Origin of the sequence: Clavibacter zhangzhiyongii, assembly GCF_014775655.1 — a bacterium.
Lineage (GTDB): Bacteria > Actinomycetota > Actinomycetes > Actinomycetales > Microbacteriaceae > Clavibacter > Clavibacter zhangzhiyongii.
The window spans coordinates 1211465-1230535 of sequence record NZ_CP061274.1 but is presented as its reverse complement, the minus strand read 5'-3'; the positions used below and the strand labels follow the sequence as shown (position 1 = coordinate 1230535).

The 19071-nt window shown below is 75.0% G+C and carries 19 protein-coding genes; 9 read left to right on the top strand and 10 right to left on the bottom strand.

From position 1 onward, the window contains the following. Positions 1 to 801, top strand: coding sequence for a signal peptidase I (locus H9X71_RS05905; protein WP_191148751.1), 801 nt, complete (start codon positions 1 to 3; stop codon positions 799 to 801). Positions 802 to 893: 92 nt separating this feature from the next. Here H9X71_RS05905 and mmsB read toward each other — a convergent pair whose 3' ends face one another. The 7 genes from mmsB to H9X71_RS05870 form a co-directional block, all read right to left on the bottom strand. Next, positions 894 to 2102: a multiple monosaccharide ABC transporter permease gene (gene mmsB / locus H9X71_RS05900; protein ID WP_191148750.1), complete on the bottom strand. Its 1209-nt coding sequence runs from the start codon at positions 2100 to 2102 to the stop codon at positions 894 to 896. Beyond that, positions 2099 to 3643 (bottom strand): multiple monosaccharide ABC transporter ATP-binding protein, encoded by a 1545-nt coding sequence (gene mmsA / locus H9X71_RS05895; RefSeq protein WP_191148749.1) that lies wholly within the window; start codon positions 3641 to 3643, stop codon positions 2099 to 2101. The genes mmsB and mmsA overlap by 4 nt, the downstream gene beginning before the upstream one ends. Before the next feature lie 123 nt (positions 3644 to 3766). Continuing rightward, positions 3767 to 4906, bottom strand: coding sequence for a substrate-binding domain-containing protein (locus tag H9X71_RS05890; RefSeq protein WP_191148748.1), 1140 nt, complete (start codon positions 4904 to 4906; stop codon positions 3767 to 3769). Between the two features lie 245 nt (positions 4907 to 5151). Continuing rightward, positions 5152 to 5817: a response regulator transcription factor gene (locus H9X71_RS05885; RefSeq protein ID WP_191148747.1), complete on the bottom strand. Its 666-nt coding sequence runs from the start codon at positions 5815 to 5817 to the stop codon at positions 5152 to 5154. Next, positions 5814 to 7043 (bottom strand): sensor histidine kinase, encoded by a 1230-nt coding sequence (locus H9X71_RS05880; RefSeq protein WP_244961835.1) that lies wholly within the window; start codon positions 7041 to 7043, stop codon positions 5814 to 5816. The genes H9X71_RS05885 and H9X71_RS05880 overlap by 4 nt, the downstream gene beginning before the upstream one ends. Positions 7044 to 7081: 38 nt before the next feature. Then, entirely contained in the window at positions 7082 to 7957 is an 876-nt protein-coding gene (locus tag H9X71_RS05875; RefSeq protein ID WP_191148745.1) for an ABC transporter permease, read from the bottom strand. After that, positions 7954 to 8904, bottom strand: coding sequence for an ABC transporter ATP-binding protein (locus H9X71_RS05870; protein WP_191148744.1), 951 nt, complete (start codon positions 8902 to 8904; stop codon positions 7954 to 7956). The genes H9X71_RS05875 and H9X71_RS05870 overlap by 4 nt, the downstream gene beginning before the upstream one ends. Before the next feature lie 136 nt (positions 8905 to 9040). Here H9X71_RS05870 and H9X71_RS05865 point away from each other — a divergent pair, with 136 nt between their 5' ends. Then, positions 9041 to 10288: a DUF418 domain-containing protein gene (locus H9X71_RS05865; RefSeq protein ID WP_191148743.1), complete on the top strand. Its 1248-nt coding sequence runs from the start codon at positions 9041 to 9043 to the stop codon at positions 10286 to 10288. Here H9X71_RS05865 and H9X71_RS05860 read toward each other — a convergent pair. Both H9X71_RS05860 and H9X71_RS05855 read right to left on the bottom strand, forming a co-directional pair. Next, positions 10275 to 11405: an SDR family oxidoreductase gene (locus H9X71_RS05860; protein WP_191148742.1), complete on the bottom strand. Its 1131-nt coding sequence runs from the start codon at positions 11403 to 11405 to the stop codon at positions 10275 to 10277. The two genes, H9X71_RS05865 and H9X71_RS05860, sit on opposite strands and share 14 nt — an antisense overlap. A gap of 67 nt (positions 11406 to 11472) precedes the next feature. After that, the gene (locus H9X71_RS05855; RefSeq protein WP_191148741.1) at positions 11473 to 11742 is read right to left on the bottom strand and encodes a hypothetical protein; all 270 of its coding nucleotides are present in this window, start codon (positions 11740 to 11742) and stop codon (positions 11473 to 11475) included. Between the two features lie 116 nt (positions 11743 to 11858). On the opposite strand from H9X71_RS05855, the gene H9X71_RS05850 reads away from it, so the two are divergent. Beyond that, the gene (locus H9X71_RS05850; RefSeq protein ID WP_191148740.1) at positions 11859 to 12302 is read left to right on the top strand and encodes an iron chaperone; all 444 of its coding nucleotides are present in this window, start codon (positions 11859 to 11861) and stop codon (positions 12300 to 12302) included. Positions 12303 to 12317: 15 nt separating this feature from the next. Here the strand turns inward: H9X71_RS05850 and H9X71_RS05845 are convergent, their stop codons facing one another. Continuing rightward, positions 12318 to 13445, bottom strand: coding sequence for a hypothetical protein (locus H9X71_RS05845; protein WP_191148739.1), 1128 nt, complete (start codon positions 13443 to 13445; stop codon positions 12318 to 12320). Positions 13446 to 13599: 154 nt separating this feature from the next. On the opposite strand from H9X71_RS05845, the gene H9X71_RS05840 reads away from it, so the two are divergent. The 6 genes from H9X71_RS05840 to H9X71_RS14825 all read left to right on the top strand — a co-directional run bounded on the left by H9X71_RS05840 (position 13600) and on the right by H9X71_RS14825 (position 18992). Then, positions 13600 to 14328, top strand: coding sequence for an Ltp family lipoprotein (locus H9X71_RS05840; RefSeq protein ID WP_191148738.1), 729 nt, complete (start codon positions 13600 to 13602; stop codon positions 14326 to 14328). A 128-nt stretch (positions 14329 to 14456) separates the two neighbouring features. Then, a complete protein-coding gene (locus tag H9X71_RS05835) occupies positions 14457 to 15473 on the top strand; it encodes a ring-cleaving dioxygenase (RefSeq protein ID WP_191148737.1) in 1017 nt (338 codons plus the stop codon). Next, positions 15470 to 16093: an alpha/beta hydrolase gene (locus H9X71_RS05830; protein ID WP_191148736.1), complete on the top strand. Its 624-nt coding sequence runs from the start codon at positions 15470 to 15472 to the stop codon at positions 16091 to 16093. The genes H9X71_RS05835 and H9X71_RS05830 overlap by 4 nt, the downstream gene beginning before the upstream one ends. Positions 16094 to 16147: 54 nt before the next feature. After that, positions 16148 to 17671 (top strand): cation:proton antiporter, encoded by a 1524-nt coding sequence (locus H9X71_RS05825; RefSeq protein WP_191148735.1) that lies wholly within the window; start codon positions 16148 to 16150, stop codon positions 17669 to 17671. Positions 17672 to 17869: 198 nt separating this feature from the next. Continuing rightward, positions 17870 to 18556: an NTP transferase domain-containing protein gene (locus H9X71_RS05820; RefSeq protein ID WP_191148734.1), complete on the top strand. Its 687-nt coding sequence runs from the start codon at positions 17870 to 17872 to the stop codon at positions 18554 to 18556. After that, a complete protein-coding gene (locus tag H9X71_RS14825) occupies positions 18546 to 18992 on the top strand; it encodes a DUF6457 domain-containing protein (RefSeq protein ID WP_213003960.1) in 447 nt (148 codons plus the stop codon). Before H9X71_RS05820 ends, H9X71_RS14825 begins: the two co-directional genes overlap by 11 nt. Positions 18993 to 19071: the final 79 nt, after the last annotated feature.

Here is a 19071-nt window from a genome sequence, read left to right as displayed (position 1 = left end):
ATGGCCCGCATCCTCCCCCGCCTCGCACGTGCCCGGCACGCCGACGCCCTCGCGCGCCCCGCCGACGACCTCGCCCCCGTCGAGCTCGAGGAGGGCACGACCCCCCGACGCGCGGTGCCGCAGCTCCTGCGCTCCGCCGGCGTGGGCCTGAGCGTCGGGATCCTCCTCGTCGTCATCGGGTTGGCGGCCGTGCTGCTCGTGGTGCCGAAGGTCTCCGGATCCGTGCCGCTCACGATCCTCACGCAGTCGATGGAGCCGCGGCTGCCGCCCGGGACGCTCATCGTGGTGCGCCCGGTGGACACGGACGACCTGCAGGTGGGCGACGTGGCGACGTACCAGATCCGGTCGGGCGAGCCCGCGGTCATCACCCACCGCATCACGGCGATCGCGTCCGAGTCCGACGGCACCCGCTCCTTCACCTTCAAGGGCGACAACAACGCGGAGCCGGACTCGAAGCCCGTGACGGCCGCCCAGATCCAGGGCGAGGTCTGGTACTCGGTGCCGCTCGTCGGCTGGGCGAACCAGGCGGTCAACGGGCAGGCGCGCGGCTGGATCATCCCGGCCGCCGCGGTGGCGCTCCTCCTCTACGCGGCGGTGACGATCGTCACGGGCGCCGTGCAGGCGCGTCGCAAGCGCGCCGCGTCGGCCGCGGACGACGTGCAGGCCGAGGGCGACCACGTGCACTCCGACGCGATGTCGGCGGGCGTCGCCGCGGCCGCGGTCGCGGACCCCACGCACCCGGGCGTGGACGCGCCCGCCCCGGCCGCGTCCGGCCGCCCGCGCGGACGCCACCGCGGCTGACCCGGCGCGCGGTCCCCCCGGTCGCCGGACGACGGACGGCCCGGCGGCTCCCGTCGAGGGAGCGGCCGGGCCGTCGTCGTGCTGCGCCGGGATCAGCGTCCGGAGCGCCGCTTGCTGTAGACGTCGAAGGCGACCGCGAGCAGCAGCACCAGGCCCTTGATGACCTGCTGCCAGGCCGCGTCTACCGACAGGATCGACAGGCCCTGGTTGAGCACGCCCATCACGAGGCCGCCGATGACCGCGCCGACCACCGTGCCGACGCCGCCCTGCACCGCCGCGCCGCCGATGAACACCGCGGCGATGGCGTCGAGCTCGAAGCTGCCGCCCGCCGACGCCACCGCGGATCCCGCGCGCGCCGTGCTGACGACGCCCGCGAGGCCGGCGAGCAGGCCCATGTTCACGAAGATGAAGAAGTTGACCCAGCGGGTCTTGACGCCCGACATCATCGCCGCGAAGAGGTTGCCGCCCATCGCGTACACGTGCCGTCCGAACACCGTGCGGGTGAGGAGGAACGAGTAGAGGAGCACGAGGGTCGCCAGGATGATCAGGATGATCGGCGTCCCGCGGTTGTAGGCCAGCAGGTAGCAGAGGTACATGATCGCGAAGACGGCGATCGCGGTGCGGATCCAGAACGAGACGGCCCGCTCGCGCGGCAGCTCGAGCTTGCGCAGCGTCGCCCGGGTGCGCAGCTGCTGCACCACGAGCGCGATCGACACGAGCGCGCCGATCCCGAGCGTGATGAGGTCGGGAGCGCCGGTCGTCGGCAGGTTGCCGGAGCCGATGGAGTTGAACTCGGCCGGGAGGCCCGAGATCGTGCCGCCCGTGAGGAGCACGAGCGCGACGCCGCGGAACACGAGCATGCCCGCGAGCGTGACGATGAACGCCGGGATCCCGACGAACGCCACCCAGAAGCCCTGCCACGCGCCGATCAGCGCGCCGACCACGAGCGACAGGACCACCGCGGTCCCCCACGGCAGACCCCACTGGTTCATGCTCAGCGCGGCGACGGCGCCGACGGTCGCGACGACCGATCCCACCGACAGGTCGATGTGGCCCGCGATGATCACGATGACCATGCCCATAGCGAGGATCAGGACGTACGCGTTCTGCTGGATGAGGTTGGCGACGTTGCCCGGGTAGAGCAGCCGCCCCTCGGTGAGCACCTGGAACAGCAGGATGATGACGGCGAGGGCCGCGAGGATCCCGTACTGGCGGAGGTCGATGCGCCGGCGCGGGCGCTTCTTGATCCCGTCCGGCGTGGGGACGTTCGGCGCGGTGGCCTGCTCGGGCATGACGGTCACTGGTCGACTCCTGACTTCCGGCTGGCGGTCATGTGCCGCATCAGCTCCTCCTGGGTCGCGTCGGCCCGGGCGACCTCCGCGGTGAGCCGGCCCTCGGCGATCGTGTAGATCCGATCCGAGAGGCCGATGAGCTCCGGCAGCTCGGAGGAGATGACGATGACCGCCTTCCCCTCGGCCGCGAGCTGGTTGATGATGCCGTAGATCTCGTACTTCGCCCCGACGTCGATGCCGCGGGTGGGCTCGTCGAGGATGAGGACGTCGGGTCCCGAGTAGATCCACTTGCTGAGGACGACCTTCTGCTGGTTGCCGCCGGACAGCTTGCCGACCACCCCCGAGACGTCGGGCGTCTTGATGTTCATGCGCTTGCGGTAGTCGTCGGCGACCGCGTACTCGCGGTGCCGGTCGATCACGCCGAGCTTCACGAGCTTCGACAGCGCGGCGGCGGACACGTTGACCGTGATGCTGCCGATGAGGTTGAGGCCGTACCGCTTGCGGTCCTCCGTGGCGTAGGCGATGCCGTTCTTGATGGCCTCGCTCACGGTGCGGGTGCGGATCTCCTTGCCGTCCTTGAAGATCCGGCCGGTGATGCCCGTGCCGTAGGAGCGGCCGAAGATGCTCATGGCGAGCTCGGTGCGGCCGGCGCCCATGAGCCCCGCGAACCCGACGACCTCGCCCGCGCGGACGCTGAACGAGGCGTTGTCGACGACGACGCGGTCGACGTCCACCGGGTGGTGGACGGTCCAGTCCTCGACGCGGAGCTTCTCCGCGCCGATGTGCGGGTCGCGCGGCGGGAACTGGGCGTCGAGGGGGCGGCCGACCATCGCGCGGATGATGCGCGTCTCGATCTCGCCCGAGTCGGTGACCGGGAACGTCTCGATGGTCTTCCCGTCGCGGATGACGGTGACGTCGTCCGCGATCGCCCGGATCTCGTTGAGCTTGTGGCTGATGATGATGCTCGTGATGCCCTGGTCGCGCAGCTGGCCGATGAGGCCGAGCAGGTGCGCCGAGTCGTCGTCGTTGAGGGCCGCGGTCGGCTCGTCGAGGATCAGCAGCTTCACCTCCTTGGAGAGCGCCTTCGCGATCTCCACGAGCTGCTGCTTCCCGACGCCGAGCTCGAGCACGCGCGTGGCCGGGTTCTCGTCGAGGCCCACGCGCTTCAGCAGCTTGACGGCCTCGAGGTTGGTCCTGTTCCAGTCGATGACGCCGCCGCGCGACATCTCGTTGCCGAGGAAGATGTTCTCCGCGATGGAGAGGTAGGGGCTGAGCGCGAGCTCCTGGTGGATGATGACCACCCCGTCGCGCTCGCTGTCGTTGATGGATCCGTAGCGGACCTCGTGGCCGTCGATCGTGATGGTGCCCTCGTACGAGCCGTGCGGGTAGACGCCGCTGAGCACCTTCATCAGCGTCGACTTGCCCGCGCCGTTCTCGCCGCAGATGGCGTGCACCTCGCCGCGGCGGACGGTGACGTCCACCCCGTCGAGCGCGCGCACGCCCGTGAACTCCTTGACGATGCCGGTCATCTGCAGGATGACGTCGTCCATTGCTGCTCCTGGTTCCCGTTCGGGTCGGTGGCGCGCGCCGGGTCGGCGCGCGCCGTGGGGAGACGGATGCGCGGCCCACGGGCGCCCGGCGTGGTGCCGGGCGCCCGTGGGCCGCGAGGGGGGCTACAGGCCGACGTCGGACGCCTTCAGGAACCCGGAGTCGACGAGCACGGACTGCACGTCGTCCTTGGCGACGACCTGCGGGTCGAGCAGGAACGCCGGGACGACCTTGTTGCCGTTGTCGTACGTCTCGGTGTCATTGACGGTGACCTCGTCGCCGGCGACGATCTCGCCGATCATCTTCTGGACCTGGTCGCCGAGCGCCCGGGTGTCCTTCCAGACGGTCATGGACTGCTTGTCCTCGAGGATCGCCTGCACGTTCGCCTTGTCGGCGTCCTGGCCGGTGATGACGGGCCAGTCGGCGCCGGGCGCGTAGCCGGCGCTCGCGAGCGACGCCTCGATGCCGAGCGCGAGGCTGTCGTTGGGCGAGAGCACGACCTGGACCTTCTGGCCGCCCGTGTAGAACGACTGCAGGCGGTTGTCCATCTCGGCCTGCGCGTCGTCGGATCCCCAGCCGAGGATGCCGATGGCGGGCCAGTCGGCGCTCGTGGCGGGCGACTTGCCCGAGGGCACGGTCAGCTTGCCGCTCTCCACGTAGGGCTGGAGGACGTCCCACGCGCCGCCGAAGAAGAAGCCGGCGTTGTTGTCGTCGGGGCTGCCGGCGAAGGGCTCCATGGTGATGGGGCCGGAGGCGTTGTCGAGGTCGAGCTGCTCCTTGATGAACTCGCCCTGGAGCTGGCCCACCTTGTAGTTGTCGAACGTCGCGTAGTAGTCGACGGCCTCGGTGCCGTTGATGAGGCGGTCGTAGGCGATGACGGTGACGCCCTGGCTCTTCGCGTCCTCGAGGGCCGGGCCGAGCGTCTTGCCGTCGACGGCCGCGACCACGAGGATCTTGGCGCCGCCGGCGACCTGGTTCTGGATCTGGCTGATCTGCGCGTCGGTCTTGTTGTCGGCGTACTGGAGGTCGACCGTGCAGTCGTCGCCCTCGAGCTTGGACTTGAGGCCCTCGCCGTCGTTGATCCAGCGCTCGAGGCTGCGGGTCGGCATGGAGATGCCGACGTTGCACTCCGTGCCGCCCTCGGCGGCGTCGCCCCCGGAGCCAGTGTTCGTGGCGCCCTGCGGCGCGCACGCGGTCATGCCGACGGCGACGCCGGCCAGGAGGAGGAGGGAGCTGATCTTTCGTGCGTGTCGTCCGGATGCCATGTGGGCGGGTCCTCTCGGGTCGCCCGACCGGGTCGTGCGGGCACCGGGCGGTCGCGTCCTCGCGAGGGCCGTGCGGTGCGCCGACGCGTCCTCGGGTCGGGTGCTGGTGCGGTGGTGTGCTGGGAGTGGTGCGGGGCGACGGGCGCGGATCGGCGCGTGGGCGGGGATCCGTGCTTTCGTCGTCGGTCAGAACATATCCATTTCCGCAGGCGCCGATACGGCTTCCGGGAGACGTTATCCAAGCGTTACCGCGGGGTCGCGGGCGGCAGCAGGCCGAGCTCCATGGCGAGGGTGACCGCGCGGGTCCGGTCGCCGACGCCGAGCTTCTCGAACACGTGCAGCAGGTGCGTCTTCACGGTCGCGGGCGTCACGTGCAGCTCGAGCGCGATGCGGGCGTTCGTGCGGCCGGCGGCGACGAGCGCGAGGACCTCGGTCTCGCGCGGGCTGAGGGTCGGCGCCGGCGCGGGCGGGGCGGCCGGCGGACGCGCCACCTGGCGGACCAGCGAGGCCGCGATGGCCGGTGCGAGCGCGACCTCGCCGCGGGCCACGGCCCGGACGCCCGCGAGGATCTCCTCCTCGGGCGCCGCCTTCAGCAGGTAGCCGCTCGCCCCGGCCTCGATGGCGGTGAGGATGCTGGCGTCGGTCTCGTAGGTCGTGAGCACCAGGACGCGCACGCCCGGCGCCTCCTCGCGGATCCGCGCGGTCGCGCCGACGCCGTCGAGGACGGGCATGCGGAGGTCCATGAGCACCACGTCGGGGCGCTCGGCCGCGGCGAGGGCGACGGCCGCCGCGCCGTCGGGAGCCTGGCCGACGACCGCCAGGTCGGGCGCCGAGGAGAGGAGGGCGGCGAGGCCGGCGCGGACGACGGGGTGGTCGTCCGCGACGACCACGCGGATCGGCGCGGCGGTCATGCGCCGGCCGTCGCGGGGAGGGACGCGGCGGGGCGCGGTGCGGCGTCGGGCAGCGGCGTGCGGCCCGGGATCCGCGCCGTGAGGACCGTGCCGTCGGCGCCGGTCGCGATGTCGAGGCGGCCGCCCGCCTCCCCCAGGCGGCGGCGCATGCCCTCCAGCCCGTAGCCGGCGGAGGCGCGGGACGGGTCGAAGCCGCGGCCGTCGTCGCGGATCCGCAGGACCGCGTCGTCCCCGTCCGTCCCGAGCGACAGCCCGACGGCGGCCGCGTCCGCGTGGCGGCGGACGTTCGCGAGTCCCTCCTGGGCGCAGCGGAGGAGCACCACCTCGGCGTCGCGGTCGAGGGGCGCGGCGCCGTCGGCGTCCACCAGGACCGGCAGCCCCGTCTCGCGCGAGAAGCGGGCGCCGAGCCGCGCGAGGGCGGCACCGACGCCGTCCTCGAGCTGCACGGGGGCGGTCGCCGCGACGATCGCGCGCGTCTCGGTGAGGGCGGCGCGCGCCCCGGACTCGAGCGCGTCGAGCGTGCCGGCGGCCCGCTCGACGTCGCCGGCGCGCAGCTCGCGGCGGCCACGCTGGGCGAGCATCACGAGGGCCGTGAGGTCCTGGGCGACGGTGTCGTGGAGGTCCGCCGAGAGCCGCGCGCGCTCCCGTGCCGCGCCGGCCTCCCGACCGAGGTCCTCCACCTGCGCCTGCGCGGCCCGCAGGCCCTCGAGGAGCTCGAGCCGCTCGCGGCTGAGCACGGAGATCCGCGTGATCCACAGCCCGAGGACGATGCTGCCGGCGAGGCTGAGCCCCTGCGTGACGGCGGCGGTCACCAGCATGACCGGCTCGCTGCCGAAGCCGAGGAGGAAGCCGGCCGCGATGGATCCGGTCAGCGCGACCGTGCCGACGATCGCGTCGCGGACCCGCGGCAGCACCAGCCACACCAGCGGGCAGAGCACGCACTGGACCACGGCGAGCTCCGATGCGCTGGCCGCGCCCCAGGCGGCCGCGGGGATCGCCACGGCGAGGAACGCGATCGCGGCGGGGGCGGGGCGCGCGTCGTCCGCGGGCTCGGCGTCGGTGGACGCCCGGAGCGCCCGCCGGCCGACGACGACGTACGCGGCAGCGAGCACGACGACCGAGGCGACGGCCCCGGCGCGGGCGATGCCGTCCGCGCCGAGGGAGAGCAGGAGCAGGAGGGCCGCCATGGCGACCGCGGCCGCGTCGGCGAGGCGCACGGAGACCATCCCCCGAGCCTGCCATCCCGAGACCCGGTCGCGCACGCTCAGGAGTCCCGGCGGATCCAGCGGAAGGTCGCCATCGCGGCGATCGTCCCGCCCACCAGCCAGATCGCGAGCACCGCCAGCACGCCGCCGAGGTCCCACGTGCCGCCGCGCTCGACGGCGGCGAGCGCATCGGGCAGGAAGACCGCGCGCATGCCCTGCGCCATCCACTTCAGCGGCAGGAAGCTCGCCACGTCCTGCAGCCAGATGGGCAGCATCGTGAAGGCGAGGTAGACGCCGCTGATGAACTGCAGCACGAGCACGATCGGCGTGATCACGGCGGTGGCGGACGCGCCCGAGCGCGGGATCCGGGACAGCGCGATGCCGAGCACGGCCGAGGTCGTGATCCCGAGCGCGTAGACCCACGCGAACGTCGCCCAGCGGCCGGCGTCGGCGGGCAGCTCGACGCCGAACGCGAGGCGGGCGACGAGCAGCAGCACGAGCACCTGGAGCACCGAGGTGGCGATCACCTGCCCGGCCTTGCCGATGAAGTACGACAGGACGGGCAGCGGGGATCCGGCGAGGCGCTTGAGCGTGCCGTCGCTGCGCTCCATGGCGATGTCGACCGCGAGGTTCTGCACGCCGCTCAGGAGGATGCCCGCGGCGATCATGCCGGGCAGGTAGTAGGCCGCGGCGCTCACGCCGCCGGACCCGTCGGGCGCGGTGCCGAGGTTGCCGGAGGAGCCGAACGCGACCGAGAAGATCGTGAGCATGATCACCGGGAAGAGGAACGTGAAGATGACCGTGTCGGACTGCCGGAAGTAGCGGCGCACCTCATAGCGGATGCGGTGCCCGCCGAGGGCCAGGACGCCGGGCAGGGCCGGGGCGCGGTCCGCGGGGCGGGACGCGGCGCCGGGCGCGGGGCGGACGGCGGTCATGCCGCCACCCCCTCGGCGGCGGCGTCGGACGGGACGGCGGACGCGGGGGCGTCCGGGTCCGGGCCGCCGGGTGGCGCATCCGCCGGGACCGCGGCCCCGGCGAGGAGCCCCAGGTACACGTCCTCGAGGCTCGGCCGGACGATCCGCAGGTCGCGCGGCTCGCCGCCGGGCGTCGCCTGCGACAGCCGCGACACGAGCGCGGCGGGCGTCCGGGTGCGCTCCTCGTGGGATCCGTCGTCGTCGCGCCACAGCACCCGCGGCACGCGCGCCTCCTCTCCCCCGATCTCGTCGAGCCGGCCGATGGCCACCAGCCGGCCGCCCGCGATCACGGCTGCCCGGTCGCCCAGCTGCGCCGCCTCGTCCAGGTAGTGCGTGGTGAGGAGGATGGTCGTGCCCTCGGCCTTGAGCTCGCGCACGAGGTCCCAGAACCGGTGCCGGGCCTCGGGGTCGAAGCCCGTGGTGGGCTCGTCGAGGAACAGGAGCTCGGGGCGGCCGATGATCCCGAGGGCGACGTCCACGCGGCGGCGCTGGCCGCCGGAGAGAGCGCGCAGCAGCGTGCCCGCCTTCTCGGTGAGCCCGACGGCGGCGATGGTCGCGTCGACGTCGCGCGGCCGCGGGTACATGCGGGCGAAGTGCGCGACCTGCTCGCGCACGGTCATCGCGCCGCTCTCGGAGCTCGACTGCAGCACCATGCCGATGCGGGCGCGCCAGGCGCGGCCGCCCTTCGCGGGATCCACGCCCAGCACGGACGCGGATCCGCCGCTGCGGAGCCGGTACCCCTCGAGGATCTCGATGGTCGTCGACTTGCCGGCGCCGTTCGGGCCGAGCAGGGCGAAGGTCTCGCCGCGGTGGATGTCGAAGGAGACGCCCCGGAGGGCGGTGGTCGTGCCGTAGGTCTTCGCGAGGTCGCGCACGCGGACGTGCTCCTCGACGGCTGCTGTGGTCATGGGTCCAGCGTGGCGGTCGCGGGCGCCGCGCGGAACGGCCGTGCGGTCGATCCCCGGCATCGGCCGATCGGTGGATGCCGGCGCGCGCGACGGGCGGGCGGTGGCACCGCGCGGATCCGGCGGGCAGGCTGGGCCCGTGACCCCGAGCCCCGACTCCCCCGCGCCCGCCGCCTACGTCCCGCCCGTCCCGGCCGGCGAGCGCATGCTCGCGCCCGACCTGCTCCGCGGGATCGCGCTGCTCGGGATCGCGCTCGCCAACTCCGTGTACTTCATCGCCGACCGTCCGCTCGGACCGCTCGCCCGCCCGACGGACGGGACCGCCCTCGACCACGTGGCCGACGCCCTCGTGGGCACGCTCGTCGACAACCGCGCGTTCCCCCTGTTCACGATGCTGTTCGCGTACGGGTTCACCGTGATCCTCCGCCGTCAGGCCGCCGCCGGGGTCGACGGGCCGCGCGCCCGGCGGTTGCTCCTCCGCCGGAGCCTCGGGCTGATGCTGTTCGGCGCGCTGCACGTCATCCTGCTGTTCGAGGGCGACATCCTCCTCGGCTACGGGATCCTCGGCCTCGCGCTCGCCGCGATGTACCGCGCACCCGACCGCGCGTACCGGGCCCTCGCGTGGAGCACGGCGATCGTCTTCCTCCTGGTCGCCGGGACGGACGGCCTCACGGCCGACGCGGGCACCGGCTCCCTCCTGCCGGGCGACGACGGCACGTTCCTCGGCGACCTCGCCGGCCGGGCCGTGACGCTCGGCGTCGTCCTCGTCGGCACCCCCGTGCTCGTGGGCGCGCTCGTGCCGCTCGCCGCGATCGGCGTGCTGCTCGGGCGGCGCGGCGTGCTCGAGGACCCGGTCGGGAACCTGCCGCTCCTGCGTCGCCTCGCGCTCGTCGGGATGCCGGTCAGCGTGCTCGGCGCCCTGCCGCTCGTGGTCGTCACCGTGGGCGCTGTCGACGCGGATCCCGTGGCGCTGTACCTGCTCGGCGTGCTGCACGGCGCGACGGGCGTCGCGGGCGCGCTCGGGCTGCTGGGGATCGTGGGCTGGGCGGTCGCGGTGCGCGCCCATCGCGGGGATCCGGCGCCCGGCCCCGTGCTCGGCGCGCTGATCGCCGTGGGCCGCCGCTCGATGACCTGCTACCTGCTGCAGTCGCTGCTGTTCGCGATCCTGCTGGAGCCGTGGTCCCTCGGGCTCGGCGTGGGCGCGGGGACGGCCCGCATCGCGCTGATCGCCGTCGCGGTGTGGCTCGTCACGGTCGCGGTGGCCGTGGCGCTCGAGCGGCGCGGGATGGCGGGCCCGGCGGAGCGGGCGATCCGCCGCCTCGCGTACGGCCGCCCGCCGGCCCGGCCGACGACGGCCGGACCGGCGGCGCCGGTCAGCGCGGGATGAGCCCCTCGGCGCGGTAGCGCTCGAACAGCCCCAGGAAGCTGTCGAGCGTGCGGTGGTGCGTGTGGAAGCCGGCGAGGCGGCTCTTGCTGATGTCGGTGACGACCTCGATGTCCCGCCCGAGGTCGGCGTCCGTGTGCCACCAGGAGGCGAGGCGGCCGAGGTCCGGCTCCACGAGGCCGGCGTCGCGGGCGATGCGCGCCCACTCGTCCTCGAAGCCCGCCATCTGCTGCTCGAGCGGTCGCGGGGCGTCCTCGTAGCCGACGGCCTCGACGCCGAAGTGCGCGGCGAGGCGGGGCCACATCCAGCGCCAGCGGAAGACGTCGCCGTTGACGACGTTGAACGCCTCGTCGCGGCCGGCCTCGGCGGTGGCCGCCCAGATCATCTGGTCGGCGAGGACGGTCGCGTCCGTGACGTCCGTGAGGCCGTCCCACTGCGTGGCGCTCCCCGGGAAGACGAACGGCAGGCCGAGGTCGCGGCAGAGGGATCCGTAGACCGCCAGCGTCAGGCCCATGTTCATCTGGTTGCCGACGGCGTGCCCGATGACGGTGTGCGAACGGTGCACCGACCAGGCGAAGCCCTGGCGGGAGGCGGCGGCGAACAGCTCGTCCTCCTGCGCGTAGTAGAAGTTCGGGGCGTCGAGGCGCTCCTCCTCCTCGTGGAAGGGGGTGTCGGGCATCGCGCCCTGGCCGTAGGCCTCGAACGGGCCGAGGTAGTGCTTGAGGCCGGTGACGAGCGCGGCGTGCTCGACGGGCGCGCCGTCGAGGGCGGCCAGCAGGTCGCGCACCATGCCGCCGTTGACGTCGATGTTCTCCTGCTCGGTGGCCTGGCGCGACCACGCCGTGAAGAACACGTGGGTCGGCTGCTCGGGCGCGAGGACGCGGCGGAGGTCGTCGGCGGAGCGGAGGTCGGCGCTGATCCAGCGGACGCCCGGACGGTCGGCGCCCGCGCGGCGGCTGAGCGCCAGGACGTCCCAGCCCTCGGCGGTGAGCTGGTCGACCAGCGCGGATCCGCTGATGCCCGTAGCGCCGACCACGAGGGCCGTGCGGCCGGTGCCGTCGGAGCGGGGCGACGCGGGGGCGGACGTCGTGCGGGCGGAGGTCACTCGGTTCTCGGTCATCCCCCGTGCCAACCGCGAGGAGCCGCCCGGGCATTCCGGGCGGCTCCTCGCGGGCGTGTCGATCGGATCAGGCGGGGTGCGGCCCGTCGACCACGGCGTCGGCCTCGCCCTCGACGCCGTCGCGGCCGGTGGAGGTGGCCTGCGTGGCGGCCGGGTCGGCCGGTCCGTCGCCGAGGCCGGCGTCCTCGGTGCGGCGCTCGAGGTCGGCGGCCATGGCGTCGGATCCGCTGTCGCGGTGGTCGTAGGCGACCTGCTCGGCGAGCCCGGCGCGCTTCTCGTCCGCGGTGGCCTCGCCGGCGCCGTCCATGATGGGCTGGTCCTGCTCGTGGGTGCTCATGGTCCGACGGTACGCCGTCCCGCGACCCGATCCGCACGCGCGCAGGCGGCCAACATCTTGTGCCGCCCCGCCGCTGCTGCCACGCTCGCCGCACACCCACCACCCGAGGAGCGGACATGACGGACGACGCCGGTTTCACGAAGGACGAGCGCGCGGCGATGAAGCAGCGCGCGAAGGAGCTGCGCGAGGAGGCCAAGGCGCAGAAGGCGGCCGACAAGCAGGCCGCCGCGCTGCAGGGCGTGCTCGACGCGTTCGCCGCGATGCCGCCGGAGGAGCGCGCGATCGCCGAGTGGCTGCACGCCATCGTGCTGCGGCACGCGCCGGACCTCTCCCCCAAGACCTGGTACGGCTTCCCGGCCTACGCGGACGCGGACGGCAAGCCCGTCGTCTTCTTCCAGCCGGGCTCGAAGTTCGGCACGCGGTACTCGACGCTCGGCTTCCAGGACCCGGCGCAGCTCGACCAGGGCACCATGTGGCCGACCTCGTACGCGCTCACCGCCGTGGATCCCGCGAACGAGGAGCGCGTGGCGGAGCTGGTGCGCCGGGCCGTCGGGGGGTGAGGCCCGCCGCCCGCCTCAGCGGCCGTCGACGATCGACATGAAGCCGGCGAACGCGAAGACCGCGGGGACGAAGAGCAGCAGGAAGCGGAACGCGACCCAGGCCGCCCAGCCCAGGCAGCCGATCGTGCCCGTGCGGCTGTCGTGCACGTCGAGGCGGCGGCCGTCGGCTGCGATGCGCGGGATCCGCGGATCCGGCGGCTGCTCGTCGCGGTCCGCCCGGAGGGGCGCGGCCGGGCCCGAGTCGCCGAGGAGCACGCGGTCGTCGCGGTAGCGGACCGCCCGCCGGACGAGCCGCGGGCCGACGCCCTCGAGTATCCGGCCCGCCGCCTCCCACGGCTCGGGCGCGGAGTGGTCGACCGGATCGCGGCGGAAGAACACGATGCGCCGGTCGACGACCTCGACGTTGAAGCCGGCCGCGTCGTCGACGAGCGCGGCCATGACGTCGGGCGTGAGCAGGTACAGGGCGTCGCGCTCGTACTCGCCCGGCGCGTAGAGGCGGAAGTGCCGGTCGAAGTCGCCCTCGAGCGAGAGCCGCTGGTCGCGCTGCACGCTGGCGGGGAGGTCGCTGCCGTGCCGGTCGTTCGCCGTGGAGTCGAGGACGAGGTGCGGCAGGGGCGCCGGCAGGCCCAGCGCGACATAGGTCCAGCCGCGGTGCCCGCCGCGCTTCCGCCGCACGACCCCGAACTCGACGCCGTCGGCGCGGAACCGGGGTGTCGTGATCACGCCCGCCGTCTCCGCGGTGATGAGCGCCCGGAACGGGGCCCCCGGCATGGGATCCGGCTCGAAGCCGTTGGCGAGTGCGGTCAGGTGCTGCCGCCACTCGCGACCGCGGGCCCGCGGCGACGGCGGACGCGCGGCCCAGCGGTGCAGGAGGCGGGATCCGAGGAGCCAGAGGACGAGGACCATCGCGGCCACGGCGAGCCCCGCGATCGTCGACGGCGTGACGGTGCCGTCGCCCGTGCCGTCGGTCACGATGCCCCAGTACATGAGGATCACGCAGACGTACCAGAGGATCAGCGAGTCGTTGACGTGCGCCAGCACCTTGCGCCGCGACGGCATCCACGACGGCCGGCCGCTGGTGCGCACGGTGCGCATCGCCTCCGCGACCTCGTCGTCGGACGCGCTCAGCCAGCGCAGGTCCATGGGCGTCCCCCTCGTCGATCCAGGCTAGGGGGACGCGGGCACCGTCCCGGCCCGGTCGGGCGCCCGCGAAGTGGGGGCACCGGCCCGCGAAGTGGGGGTGCGCACGGGCCCGGATCGAGGCGGCGGCCGCCCGCGGCGCTGGGATGCTGCGGGCATGACCTCCCCCGAGCAGCCCGGACCCCCGTCGTCGGAGCCGCAGCAGACGCCGCCGCCGACCCCCTACGGCCCGGCCGCCCCGGCCGCCGCGGACGCCCCGGCGGCCGACGCCCCCGCCGCCTCCGGCGCGCCGGCCGCCGCCGCCCCCGCTGCCTACGCCGCCCCGGCCGGCCCCGCCTTCCCGCCCGGCCCCGCGTTCCCGGCCGGCCCGTCCTTCCCGGCCGGACCGCCCTTCCCGGCCGGACCCGCCACGATGCCGCCGCCCTACGCCGTGCGCCCCCAGGGCCTCGCGATCGCGGCCCTGGTGGTCGGCATCGTCGCCTTCCTGTCGGGACTCGTGCCGATCCTGGGCATCGCCCTCGGCGTCGCGGCCGTCGTGCTCGGGATCCTCGCCCTCCGCCGCGCGCAGAGCAAGGGCATGGCGATCGCCGGCCTCTCCCTCGGTGCGGTCGCGGCCGTCACGTCGCTCATCGTCACCATCGCGTTCGCCGCCGCCATCGGCAGCGTGGCCGACCTCGAGTCCCGCACCCCCTCGGCCGAGGCATCCGTCGAGGTCGGCGCCCCCGCGGTGCCCGCCGAGAGCGCGACCGCGCTGATCAAGGCCGAGACCTACGCGAACGGCCTGGACATGAGCAAGGCCGGCCTCTACGAGCAGCTGACGAGCGAGTACGGCGAGAGGTTCACCCCCGAGGAGGCGGACCACGCCATCGCGCACCTCGACGACTGACGCGCACGCACGGCGGAGGCAGGCGCCACGGGCGTGCCGCCGTCCTCCGCACGCGCTCGGGGAATGATCGCGCATCCCATGCGTTTGCATGGACATGGCCCGACCGGGCCGCGCGGAAGGAGCGCATCATGACCGCCAGCACCCAGGGACTGCACCACGTGACCGCCATCGGCGGCGACCCGCAGCGGAACGTCGACTTCTACGTGCGCGCGATGGGCCTCCGGCTCGTCAAGCGCACCGTCAACTTCGACAGTCCCGGCAGCTACCACCTCTACTACGGCGACACCGAGGGCCGTCCCGGATCGCTCCTCACCTTCTTCCCGTGGAAGGGAGTCCCGGCGGGCCGCGTCGGCGCCGGGCAGTCCACGTCCACCGCGTTCTCGGTGCCGGCCGGGAGCCTCGGCTGGTGGGCCGAGCACCTGCGTCGGGTCGGCGTCGCCTCGTCGATCTCGTCGACCGGATCCGAGGAGGAGCGCCTCTCGCTGCGCGACCCCGACGGCCTGCGGATCGACCTCGTCGCCTCCTCCGTGGCCGACCCGCGCGCCCCCTGGGACTCCGCCGACGTGCCGGCCGAGCACGCGATCCGCGGCCAGCACTCCTCGGTGCTCACCGTGCGGGATCCCGCGGGCACCGCGTCCGTCCTCACCGACGACCTCGGCCTCCGGCTCGTCGACGAGCGCGACGGCCGCTTCCGCTTCGCCGCGGGCGACGGCGGGCCCGGCGCGATCGTCGACCTCGTCGCCGAGCCGGCCGCGCCGCAGGGCCTCACGGCCGGCGGCACCGTGCACCACGTCGCGTTCCGCGTGCCCGATCGCGCCACCCAGCAGGCGTGGCGCGACGAGCTGGCGGACCGCGGGCACCAGGTGACGCAGATCCTCGACCGGCAGTACTTCACGTCCGTCTACTTCCGCGAGCCCGGCGGCGTGCTGTTCGAGATCGCGACGGACACGCCCGGCTTCGACATCGACGAGCCGCTGCTCGAGCTCGGCCGCAGCCTCCGCCTCCCGCCGTGGCTGGAGCCCAGCCGCGCGGACATCGAGGCCGCGGTGCCGCCGCTGCGCCTGCCCGACGAGGAGCCGGCTCCGGACGCCGCCGACGCCGAGGCCGCGCCCGCCGACGCCGTACCCGCGGGAGGCGCCGCATGAGCGGGATCCTCGACCGCACGCCGCACGTGCTCCAGCCGGGCGCGGAGACGGGGCCCGTGATCCTCGGCCTCCACGGCACGGGCGCCGACGAGCGGCAGGGCCTCGAGCTCGCGCGGCTCGTGGCGCCCGGGCAGCCCGTCCTGGCGCCGCGCGGGAGCGTGCGCGAGGGATCCGCCGCCCGCTGGTTCCGCCGGCACGCCGAGGGCGTCTTCGACGTCGACGACGTGATCGCGCGCGCAGCCGAGCTCGTGGACCTGGTCGCCGCGGCGCGGTCGGCCTACGCTCTCCAGGGCCGCGCGATCCTCGCGGTCGGGTTCTCGAACGGGGCGAACATGGCGCTGGCGACCACGCTGCTGCATCCACGGGCGGTGCCGGGGACGATCGCGTTCTCCGCGCGCTGGCCGCTCGGCGACCGCGAGCCGGCGGCGGACCTGGCGGGCACGCGGATCACGCTGCTCAACGGCGACGCGGACGCGATGGCGCCGCTCGTCGACGTGGAGCGCACTATGCGCGAGGCCGCGGCGCGCGGGTCGGACGTCGTGTCGCGCGTGCGGCCCGGCGGCCACGGTCTCGACGCCCGCGATCTCGACGCGGCCCGCGAGCGCCTCCGCACCGGCTGACCGCCGCGCCCCACCGCACGACCTCCCCCTCCCCCTCCCGATCGGAAGCCGCGCATGCCCGAGATCATCGCCTGGGTCGTCTCCTTCGTCGTCGTCACCGTGGCGGTGTCGGGCATCGCCGGCCGCGCGGGCTGGTCCGCGCCCGTCGCGCTCGTGGCGGTGGGCGCGGTCGCGTCGTTCGTGCCGGGGGTGCCGCAGGTCGAGATCGAGCCGGACGCCGTGCTCTACGGGCTGCTGCCGCCGCTGCTGTTCGCGGCGTCGATCCGCACGCCGCTGGCCGACATCCGGGCCCGGCGTGACAGCATCGTCGTGCTCTCGGTGGGCGTGGTCGTGGTCACGCTGCTCGTCTTCGGGCTCACCCTGTGGGCGCTCGTGCCCGCGGTGGGGCTGGCGGCGGCGCTCGCGCTCGGCGCGGTGGTGGCGCCCACGGACGCCGTCGCGGTCTCGGCCGTCGCGGGACGGGTGCGGCTGCCCCGGCGCGTGATGTCGATCCTCGAGACGGAGAGCCTGCTCAACGACGCGACCGCGCTGGTCGCGCTCAACACGGCCATCGCCGCGATCGTCGGCGTCGTGCACCCGGTCGACGTCGCGGGCGGGTTCGCCGTCGCCGTGCTGCTCGGCGTGGCCATCGGGCTCGGGGTCGCGTTCCTCTTCTCGGCCGTGCGCCGCTTCCTCCGCTCGGCCGTGCTCGACACGAGCCTGTCGCTCGCGATCCCCTACGTCGCGTTCATCCCGGCGCAGGAGCTCGGCGGATCCGGCGTGCTCGCGGTCGTCTGCGCGGGCCTGGTGCTCGGCTACCGGGCGCCGCTCATCCAGTCGCCCGAGGCGCGCATCGCCGAGTCGGTGAACTGGCGGACGATCCAGTTCCTCCTCGAGAACGCGGTCTTCCTGCTCATCGGGCTGAGCCTCGCCGGGATCGTGCGCGGGCTGCCGGAGTCGAGCCTCGACGGCTGGCGCATCGCCGGGCTGTCGATCCTGCTGCTCGCCGTGCTCACGGCCGCCCGGTTCGCGTCGGTGGCGCTCGCCAAGGTCCTGTTCGACCACGGGCCGGCCCGGCTGCGCGCGCGGACCTGGAGCTGGCGGACGGTGACGGCCGTGTCGTCCGCCGGGGTCCGCGGCGTGGTGACGCTCGCCGCCGCCTTCCTGCTGCCGGAGGAGACGCCCGAGCGCGAGCTGCTCCAGTTCCTCGCGTTCGTGATGGTGGCGGGCACGCTCGTGGGCGGGCTCGCGCTGCCGGCGATCATCCGCCGCCTGCACCTCGGGCACTCCGCCGACGACCAGGAGCGCTCCGACCGCGACCGCCTGCTCGACGAGGCGCGCGAGGCCGGGCTCGCGGCCCGCGACGAGGCGCTGCGCGAGGGCGACGACGGCCCGGGCGACGACGCGCTGCCCGAGACCACCGCCGAGCGGCTCACCCACGACCGCGTGCGGCGGCGCATGATCGACGCCGAGCGGACCGCCGTCCTCGTCGCGCGGCGGGAGGGCCGCTACCCGGAGCTCGCCGTGCGCGCGGTGCTCGGCATGATCGACGCGGAGGACGTGGCGCTCGGGCGGCGCGAGGCGGACGACGCGCGCTGAGGGGCGGATCGCGGCCGGTCGCGACGCTGCCGCCGGGCGCCGGGCGCCGGGCGCCGCAGCCTCACCGCGGCCGCGGGCGCGCGAGAGGTCGCCGCGACGCGCGGGATCGCCCGCCGGCAACGCGCCCGTAACAGCCGGGCCGTAGGGTCGGCACCACACCATGCGAGGGCCCGGGCATCCGGGCGGGCGGGAGGCGGCGTGAGCGCAGGACCGGCGGTCGACGCGCGGGACGCCGCGGCCGTGATCCTCGCGGGCGGCCGCGCGACGCGCCTCTGCCGGATCGACAAGACCGCCCTCGCGCGCGACGGCGTCACGCTCCTCGCGGGCGCGGTGCGGGCGGCGGCCGGCTGCGCGCGCACGGTCGTCGTGGGCGCCGGCAACCGGGCGGGCGGGGTGCCGCGCGCGCATCAGGAGGCGACAGGATCCGCGCTGCTCGTCGACGAGGATCCCCCGTACGGCGGTCCCGCGGCCGCCCTCGGGGCCGGGGTGGCGGCGCTCGGCGACGACCCCGCGTGCGCGTGGATCCTCGTGCTCGCCGCGGACCTGCCGCACGCCGCCGCCGCGGTCGCCGCCCTGCTGCCCCTCCGCCGCGGATCCGGCGTCGACGGGCACGACGCCCTCGTCGCGCGCGACCCCGACGGACGCGCGCAGCCGCTCCTCGCGCTCTACCGGCCGGATCCGCTCCGCGCCGCCCTCGACGCCGTCGACCGGGCCGACGGCCTGGCGGGCGCGTCCCTCCGCGCGGTGCTCGCGGCCCTCCGGCCCGGCGCCGTCGCGCACGCCGACCTCGACGCCCGGCTCTGCGCCGACGTCGACCTCCCCGCGGACGCCGACGTCCACGGGCTCCGCCTCCTCGACGACGGGATCCCCGCACATGGCCGCTGACGACACCGCCTCCCCCGCCACCGGCTCGGCCGCGCCCGCCGCGCTCCCGCCCGCGCCCGGCGCGCCCGCGGCGGCTCCGCCCGTCGACCCCGCCGTCCTCGACCGCTGGGTCGACCGCGTCGCCGCGCTGCTCGAGCTGCCCGCGCACGAGGTGGACGTGGCGCTCGTGCTCGACCTGGCGCGGGACGCGGCCCACGGGATCGCCCGGCCGGCGGCGCCGCTCACGACCTTCCTCCTCGGGCTCGCCGTGGGCCGCGCGGGCGGCGGCGTGGCGGACGCGCGGCGGCTCGCGGCCGACATCACGGCGGAGATCGCGCACCTGGCGGATCCCGTCGGGCCGCTCGACGCGGACGGCCGGTCCGTCGGCGGCGCCGGTCTGCTGCGCGCGGACGAGGCGCGGCCCCGGCCCGACTCCGACGTGGGCGGGCGCGCGTGACCCCGGCGGCGGGCGGATCGGCGGCGCCGTGGTCCTCGCGGCCCGCGGATCTCCTGCCGCGGGAGGAGGGGCGGGGTCC

Bases quoted from the DNA above. Each gene is read 5' to 3' on its own strand.
- H9X71_RS05905 (WP_191148751.1), top strand. From the start codon at position 1: ATGGCCCGCATCCTCCCCCGCCTCGCACGTGCCCGGCACGCCGACGCC.
- H9X71_RS05870 (WP_191148744.1), bottom strand. From the start codon at position 8,904: ATGACCACAGCAGCCGTCGAGGAGCACGTCCGCGTGCGCGACCTCGCG.
- H9X71_RS14825 (WP_213003960.1), top strand. From the start codon at position 18,546: ATGGCCGCTGACGACACCGCCTCCCCCGCCACCGGCTCGGCCGCGCCC.
- H9X71_RS05890 (WP_191148748.1), bottom strand. From the start codon at position 4,906: ATGGCATCCGGACGACACGCACGAAAGATCAGCTCCCTCCTCCTCCTG.
- H9X71_RS05835 (WP_191148737.1), top strand. From the start codon at position 14,457: ATGACCGCCAGCACCCAGGGACTGCACCACGTGACCGCCATCGGCGGC.
- H9X71_RS05850 (WP_191148740.1), top strand. From the start codon at position 11,859: ATGACGGACGACGCCGGTTTCACGAAGGACGAGCGCGCGGCGATGAAG.
- H9X71_RS05840 (WP_191148738.1), top strand. From the start codon at position 13,600: ATGACCTCCCCCGAGCAGCCCGGACCCCCGTCGTCGGAGCCGCAGCAG.
- H9X71_RS05875 (WP_191148745.1), bottom strand. From the start codon at position 7,957: ATGACCGCCGTCCGCCCCGCGCCCGGCGCCGCGTCCCGCCCCGCGGAC.
- H9X71_RS05880 (WP_244961835.1), bottom strand. From the start codon at position 7,043: ATGGTCTCCGTGCGCCTCGCCGACGCGGCCGCGGTCGCCATGGCGGCC.
- H9X71_RS05885 (WP_191148747.1), bottom strand. From the start codon at position 5,817: ATGACCGCCGCGCCGATCCGCGTGGTCGTCGCGGACGACCACCCCGTC.
- H9X71_RS05830 (WP_191148736.1), top strand. From the start codon at position 15,470: ATGAGCGGGATCCTCGACCGCACGCCGCACGTGCTCCAGCCGGGCGCG.
- H9X71_RS05855 (WP_191148741.1), bottom strand. From the start codon at position 11,742: ATGAGCACCCACGAGCAGGACCAGCCCATCATGGACGGCGCCGGCGAG.
- H9X71_RS05845 (WP_191148739.1), bottom strand. From the start codon at position 13,445: ATGGACCTGCGCTGGCTGAGCGCGTCCGACGACGAGGTCGCGGAGGCG.
- mmsA (WP_191148749.1), bottom strand. From the start codon at position 3,643: ATGGACGACGTCATCCTGCAGATGACCGGCATCGTCAAGGAGTTCACG.
- H9X71_RS05860 (WP_191148742.1), bottom strand. From the start codon at position 11,405: ATGACCGAGAACCGAGTGACCTCCGCCCGCACGACGTCCGCCCCCGCG.
- H9X71_RS05825 (WP_191148735.1), top strand. From the start codon at position 16,148: ATGCCCGAGATCATCGCCTGGGTCGTCTCCTTCGTCGTCGTCACCGTG.